At 59.8% G+C, this 6,490-nt stretch carries 6 protein-coding genes; 2 read left to right on the top strand and 4 right to left on the bottom strand.

The genetic code is table 11. The annotated features are described in order from the left end of the window. Window positions 1-182 precede the first annotated feature (182 nt). The 4 genes from A3754_RS12495 to glyQ form a co-directional block, all read right to left on the bottom strand. Complete coding sequence (locus tag A3754_RS12495; protein WP_063519957.1) at window positions 183-911, bottom strand: 1-acyl-sn-glycerol-3-phosphate acyltransferase; 729 nt, start codon at window positions 909-911, stop codon at window positions 183-185. A gap of 2 nt (window positions 912-913) precedes the next feature. Continuing rightward, entirely contained in the window at window positions 914-1,456 is a 543-nt protein-coding gene (gmhB, locus tag A3754_RS12490) for a D-glycero-beta-D-manno-heptose 1,7-bisphosphate 7-phosphatase (RefSeq protein ID WP_063519956.1), read from the bottom strand. Between the two features lie 212 nt (window positions 1,457-1,668). Beyond that, window positions 1,669-3,741: a glycine--tRNA ligase subunit beta gene (gene glyS, locus A3754_RS12485; RefSeq protein ID WP_063519955.1), complete on the bottom strand. Its 2,073-nt coding sequence runs from the start codon at window positions 3,739-3,741 to the stop codon at window positions 1,669-1,671. Next, window positions 3,741-4,748 carry a glycine--tRNA ligase subunit alpha gene (glyQ, locus tag A3754_RS12480; protein ID WP_063519954.1) on the bottom strand — a complete coding sequence of 336 codons (1,008 nt, stop codon included), beginning with the start codon at window positions 4,746-4,748 and terminating at the stop codon, window positions 3,741-3,743. Before glyQ ends, glyS begins: the two co-directional genes overlap by 1 nt. 226 nt (window positions 4,749-4,974) lie before the next feature. Between glyQ and A3754_RS12475 the strand changes: the two genes are divergently transcribed. Further along, window positions 4,975-5,706, top strand: coding sequence for a YafY family protein (locus A3754_RS12475; protein WP_063519953.1), 732 nt, complete (start codon window positions 4,975-4,977; stop codon window positions 5,704-5,706). After that, window positions 5,703-6,266 carry a DNA-3-methyladenine glycosylase I gene (locus A3754_RS12470; RefSeq protein WP_063519952.1) on the top strand — a complete coding sequence of 188 codons (564 nt, stop codon included), beginning with the start codon at window positions 5,703-5,705 and terminating at the stop codon, window positions 6,264-6,266. Before A3754_RS12475 ends, A3754_RS12470 begins: the two co-directional genes overlap by 4 nt. Window positions 6,267-6,490: the final 224 nt, after the last annotated feature.

Raw genomic sequence — 6,490 nt, 5'->3', positions numbered from 1 at the left:
TCCATCGAAAAAGCGCAACAACGAGTGCGGGCCAGCCTGAATGACCCGAAGGGCGTGGCCTGAAGCGCACATCTGCTGCGCCTTGCCTCTCGGAAAGGGAACCACCCTGACCATCAAGACAAGACGAAACAGCTGCACGCTTCAGGCCACGCTGAGCATGCAAGGAGTTTTTCAGAGGTTCCTTAACCGGGGTAATGCTCCATAATCCACTGCTGGGCTTCGGCGCTGACTTGCTTGGCTTTTTTATTGTGCGTGTCGATGGGAGGGCTGATACGCAGTGTGATCGTGCCGGGGTAACGGACCCAGGTTTTGCGGGGCCAGCAATCACCACTGTTATGGGTTAGCGCAATGACAGGCACCCCGGCCTGAGTCGCCAGCATGCTGCCACCGTGGTTGAACTTGCCATGGGTACCCGGTGCTTGTCGGGAGCCTTCCGGGAAAATCACCACGCGAAGGCCGCTTGCCAGGCGCTGCTTACCCTGAGACAGCACCGATTTTAACGCGGCCTTGCCATCGCTGCGGTTAATGCGAATGGGATTAAGCAGTGCCAACCCCCAGCCAAAGAAAGGTATCCACAGCAGTTCCCGTTTCAGCACCGTGGCCTGCGGGCTAATCAGCACCTGCAGGTAAAAGGTTTCCCAGCTACTTTGGTGGTTGGCAAGAATGACGCAGGGGGCATCCGTCAGGTATTCCCTTCCTTCCACGTTCACAGTAATGCGGTTGAGGCGGTGGTCCAGCCACATGGCAAAACGGGTCCACAGGTTGATAAACCGGTGGCGGGCGCGAAGTGGCAGGAAGGGGCCAATCAGGACACAGAGGAAACTGTGGAAAATACCGGCAAGGTTATACAGCACGAAAAACAGCGCGCTGCGGACCTTGATCGACAGCGACGGTGGCGCGTGCTGGGTCATGCCTAATCCTTCAAGGTGTGATCAACAAAGTCAGCCAGTGAGTCGTAAATGGCAACCGGGCCCAGGGATTCAGGCAGGCCTTTTTCCAGGGTCTTGTTCCCTTTGCCGGTTCGCACCAGTACCGGTGTGCAATGGCGAGCGACTCCCGCTTCAAGATCCCTAAGGCTATCACCAATCAGGGGCGCTCCGGTGACATCGCCATACTCGGTAACAATCTGGTCGATCAGGCCTGGCAGCGGCTTGCGGCAATCACAGCCGTCATCGGGCCCGTGGGGGCAATAGACGATCTTGCCCAGTGCACCGCCCTGCTCCGCCACCAACTCACGCAGACGCGTGTGCATGGCATCCAGGGTGGCCACATCATAATAGCCACGGCCAATACCGGACTGGTTGGTGGCCACCGTGACGATATACCCCGCTTTACTCAACCGGGCGATGGCCTCGATGCTGCCGGGGATGGGAATCCACTCGTCCACGGTCTTGATGTAGGCATCAGAGTCCTCGTTGATGACCCCGTCGCGATCCAGAATGATGAGTTTGTTCATGGGGCTTGTCTTCTCTCTTTACCGTAGGAGCGGCGCTTGAGCCGCGAATCGGACTTTGAATCACTATAAGACACACAGGCATCACTTTCGGGAGCCTCGGTGGTTTCTGTAGTGATAACAGTCTTGGGGTTGTTCGCGGCTCAAGCGCCGCTCCTACCGCGATATACACAAAGGCCGCTGATCAAGCGGCCTTTGGTTTAGCGTGCTGCGTCTTACTCTTGCAACAGGCTGATATCCGCCACGTTCAGGAACAGGTCACGCAGGAACGCCAGCAGTGCCAGCCGGTTATTGCGGACTGCCTCATCCTCTGCCATCACCATGACGGTATCAAAGAAGGCATCCACCGGCTCGCGCAGGTCTGCCAGCATTTCCAGCACGCTGGCATAGTCGCCGGCCTCCAGCAGTTCGTAGGACTGTTCGAAGGCAGCGACCACCATGTTGGTGAGGGTCTTTTCGGCCTCATCTTCCAGCAGGGCGCCATCGATTTCTTCCGGGGGTGCGCTGTCCAGCTTGGCGAGAATATTGGATACCCGCTTGTTGGCGGCAGCCAGCGCCTGGGCTTCTTCGCGTTGCTGGAAGGCGGCCACGGCTTTTACTCGACGGTCGAAATCCAGTGGTTTTCGGCAGGCCTCGTCAATGGCCAGCACCGACAGGATCACCGGGGTGGCAATGCCCTGTTCCTGGTAGATGGCGCGGTAGCGACCCTTGATAAAGTCGAAGGCGTCTTCCACCTGATTGGAATCGATGCGCTCACCCAGTTGGGCGGCGGCCTGGTCCAGCAGTTCGCGCAGGTCCAGGGCCAGCTCATTTTCTATAATGATGCGCAACACGCCGAGGGTGGCACGGCGCAGCGCGTAGGGGTCTTTGGTTCCGCTGGGCTTCTGGCCGATGCCGAAGATGCCCACCAATGTATCGATCTTGTCAGCCAGGGAGACCGCCATGCCGGTTTTGCTCTGCGGCAGAGTGTCGCCAGCGAAGCGTGGCAGGTATTGCTCATACAGGGCGTTGGCCACGTCGTCTGGTTGGCCTTCGCGCTGGGCCAGGTAGAAACCCATGATGCCCTGCATGGTGTCGAACTCGCCGACCATTTCGCTGTTCAGGTCGGCCTTGCTCAGTTCGCCGGCCAGCTTGGCGTTGTCTGCGTTACCATCGATTTGCCCGGCAATCATGGCGGCCAGGCGGCCGATGCGTTGGCATTTGTCGGCCACGGTGCCCAGCTGCTGCTGGAATACCACATTGGCCAGCCCTTCTGCGTGCTGGGCGAGAGTGCGTTTGCAATCGTTGTCGTAGAAGAAGGCGGCATCGGCCAGGCGCGGGCGAATCACTTTCTCGTTGCCGTGGATCACCTGTTGGGGATCTTTGGACTGGATATTGCTGATGGTAATAAAGCGTGGCATCAGCTTGCCGTCGGCATCCAGCACCGAGAAGTATTTCTGGTGCTCTTCCATGGCACTGATCAGGGCTTCCTGGGGTACCCGCAGGAAGTCGTCATCGAAGCTGCCCATCAGCGCTTCGGGCCATTCCACCAGAGCGGTGACTTCGTTGAGCAGATCCGGGTTGATCTGGGCGACACCGCCTGCCTTTTTGCCCGCCGCCAGGGTCTGCTCTTCGATCATGGCCTTGCGGCGATCAAAGTCAGCGAGGACGTGGCCGTCTTTCTCGATGCGCTCCGCATATTCGCCGGCGTTGGCCAGTTCGATGGCGCCGGGTGCATGAAAGCGGTGGCCGTAACTGGTACGGCCGGATTGCAGATCCAGCAATTCGAAAGGAATCACCTCGTCACCAAACAGCGCCACCAGCCAGTGGGCCGGGCGCACAAACTGCACCTTGCGCTTGCCCCAGCGCATGCGCTTGGGGATTGGCAGTTTCTGGATGGCCTGGGTGAAAAAGGTCGGTATCAGTTCGGCGGCGCTTTTACCCTTCTCGGTGATCTGCGCCACCAGGCGCTCGCCCTTGCCGGTGTCCTGACGGCCCAGCTGGTCCACGGTCAGGCCCAGTGAGGCGGCAAAACCCTGGGCGGCCTTGGTCGGGTTGCCGTCGCTGTCGAAGGCAGCCTGCACGGCGGGACCCTGGCGTTCAATATCGCGATCGGCCTGTTTCTCGTCCAGGTCGCGCACCAGCAATGCCAAACGGCGAGGGGCGGCAAAGCGTTCCACCTCACCGTGGTTGAGGCCGGCCTCATCCAGTTGGCGAACAAATTCGTCGGTGAGCGCGGCACTCAGTGACGCCAATGCTTTCGGGGGCAGCTCTTCGGTGCCCAGTTCAATCAGCAAATCCCGGGACATTATTGCTTCCCCTTCTTTCTATCGCCTTTCTCGGCGGCGCCTTTTTTAGCGGCCTTGTCATCCTGTTTTTGCAGCTCTGCCATCACTTCTTCGCGAATGGCGTCATCCGCCATGGGGAAGCCCAGCGAGCGGCGCTTGTCGAAATAGGCCTGGGCTACCGCCCGGGCCAGGGTGCGCACACGCAAAATAAAGCGTTGGCGCTCGGTGACAGAAATGGCCTTGCGGGCATCCAGCAGGTTGAAGGTGTGGGAGGCTTTCAGCACATACTCATAGGCGGGCAACGGCAGGCCGGCCTCGATCAGTTTGCTGGACTCGCCCTCGAACAAATCGAACTGCTTGAACAGCTCGTCCACATTGGCGTGTTCGAAGTTGAAGGTGGACATCTCCACTTCGTTCTGCAGGAACACATCACCGTAGCTGACCTTGCCGAAGGGGCCGTCGGACCACACCAGGTCGTAGACCGAATCCACGCCCTGGATATACATGGCCAAACGCTCAAGACCGTAGGTGATTTCCCCGGTGACCGGATAGCAGTCGATGCCGCCCACCTGTTGGAAATAGGTGAACTGGGTGACTTCCATGCCGTTGAGCCACACTTCCCAGCCCAGACCCCAGGCACCCAGGGTGGGTGATTCCCAGTTGTCTTCCACAAAACGGATATCGTGCACCAGCGGATCAAAGCCGAGCATGCGCAGCGAACCCAGATATAACTCCTGGATATTGTCCGGTGATGGCTTCAATACCACTTGGAACTGGTAGTAATGCTGCAGCCGGTTGGGGTTTTCCCCGTAGCGGCCGTCGGTGGGCCGACGGGATGGCTGCACATAGGCACTGTTCCAGTTTTCCGGGCCGATGGCGCGCAGGAAGGTGGAGGGGTGAAAGGTGCCCGCGCCCACTTCCATATCCAGTGGCTGCACAACGACACAGCCCTGCTCTGCCCAGTATTGTTGCAGGGCCAGAATCAGGCCCTGAAAGGTCAAAATATCCGTTTGCGGTTGTTCCGCCATGGTGAATCCTGTTATTCGGTAATGGTGTTCCGGTACCAGTCTTGCTGCGAGTGATCGCGAGAGATTGCCGCGAAAGGCGCCAAGTATACCGGCCCGGCCCGGTCGGTGATACCGGTGGCGGCCCCGACCGGATACTGACAGCACGGTGTCAGTAGCTTGGCGCTAGAATGCGGATCGGGAACGGCGGAAGATAAGTGCCGCGTCAGGTTAATTACAGGGAAGGATCATGCGTCGAGCAGAGCGCCTGTTTCAGATTGTGCAGGTCATCGGGGCCAGCCAGTGGACCACCGCCCAGGCGCTGGCCGAGCGGCTGCAGGTGTCCGAGCGCACCATTTACCGGGATGTGGACCATTTGTCGGCCAGCGGCGTGCCGCTGTATTCCCAGGCGGGAAAAGGCTACGCCCTGCTGGAGGGCTATCAGCTGCCGCCGCTGATGTTCAGCGTGGAAGAATGGCAGGCCCTGCTGACCGGTCTGTCCATGGCCCAGGGCTGGGCCGGTCAACGCCAGGCCGAGGCGCTGCGTGCGGTGCAGGAAAAGCTGGCCATGGCGGTGCCCAGCCATCTGCGTGCGCTGGCCTCGCCGGTGTCGGCCCCGGCCTTGCCGGAACGGCGCATGCTCGGGGCGTTGCTGGATCCGCTGCAGCGGGCCATTCGCGAACGCAGCAAGGTGCGGGTGCATTATCGTGACGTTCAGGAGCAGTTCAGCAAGCGGGTTATCTGGCCGCTGGGGCTGTATTTCTGGGGCCACTGCTGGACGCTGGTGGGTTGGTGTGAATTGCGCAAAGCGTTTCGCCATTTTCGGGTGGACCGTATCGTGATTTTGCAGACTCTGGGCGACCGTTATCCGCATCTGCCCGGCCACACCCTGGCCGATTATGAAGCCGCCATGGATGCGCGGTGCACCGACCCACAATCCACCGATCCACAGACCGCCGTCGAGGAGAAAACACCATCATGAACGACCGTTGCCCCTGGTGCGGGGATGATCCGCTCTACCTGCACTACCACGACCACGAGTGGGGCGTGCCGGACCATGACGACCGGAGCCTGTTCGAGTGCCTGAATCTGGAGGGCGCCCAGGCCGGATTGAGCTGGATTACCGTGCTGCGTAAACGGGAACATTACCGACAGGTGTTCGATGGGTTCGATGCCGAGAAGGTGGCGCGCTATGGCGAGGCCAAGGTGGCCGCGTTACTGGCCGACCCGGGTATTATCCGCAACCGCCTGAAAGTGGCGGCGACCATCGGTAACGCCCAGGCGTACCTGACCCTGCGTGATGAGGGCCTGACCTTGAGTGATTTCCTCTGGGATTTTGTCGACGGCAGCCCGCAGATCAACCACTTCCGCAGCCTCAAGGAGGTACCGGCCACCACTCCGGTGGCCGAGGCCATGAGCAAGGCCCTGAAAAAACGCGGCTTCAAATTTGTCGGCCCCACCATCGTCTATGCTTTCATGCAGGCCACCGGCATGGTCAACGACCACCTTACCAGTTGCCCGCGGCACCGGGATCTCATATAGCGGCTAAACCTGTTTCTGCGGGAGGCTGCTGCCCGAGCTTTTTCGAAGCTTGTATGTTTGAATGCTCTTCCTGCAACCATGCAGGACTTGCCGGGGTGGAGGGACCAAAGGAGCATCTGACCCAAGGGTACAGACGGTAGGAGATTTGGCCCCACCCCGCACCTATTCATACGCCGATAAAGAATCCATCGGCTGAGTTGCACCTCAGACCGACGATACCTAGC

Source organism: Alcanivorax sp. HI0083 (assembly GCF_001635175.1).
The sequence above is the reverse complement of the archived record's forward strand: the minus strand, read 5'-3'. Positions and strand labels throughout refer to the sequence as shown.

What these genes read in the sequence shown, in the direction of transcription:
- A3754_RS12495 (WP_063519957.1), bottom strand. Translation starts at nt 911, where the DNA reads ATGACCCAGCACGCGCCACCGTCGCTGTCGATCAAGGTCCGCAGCGCG.
- gmhB (WP_063519956.1), bottom strand. Translation starts at nt 1,456, where the DNA reads ATGAACAAACTCATCATTCTGGATCGCGACGGGGTCATCAACGAGGAC.
- glyS (WP_063519955.1), bottom strand. Translation starts at nt 3,741, where the DNA reads ATGTCCCGGGATTTGCTGATTGAACTGGGCACCGAAGAGCTGCCCCCG.
- glyQ (WP_063519954.1), bottom strand. Translation starts at nt 4,748, where the DNA reads ATGGCGGAACAACCGCAAACGGATATTTTGACCTTTCAGGGCCTGATT.
- A3754_RS12475 (WP_063519953.1), top strand. Translation starts at nt 4,975, where the DNA reads ATGCGTCGAGCAGAGCGCCTGTTTCAGATTGTGCAGGTCATCGGGGCC.
- A3754_RS12470 (WP_063519952.1), top strand. Translation starts at nt 5,703, where the DNA reads ATGAACGACCGTTGCCCCTGGTGCGGGGATGATCCGCTCTACCTGCAC.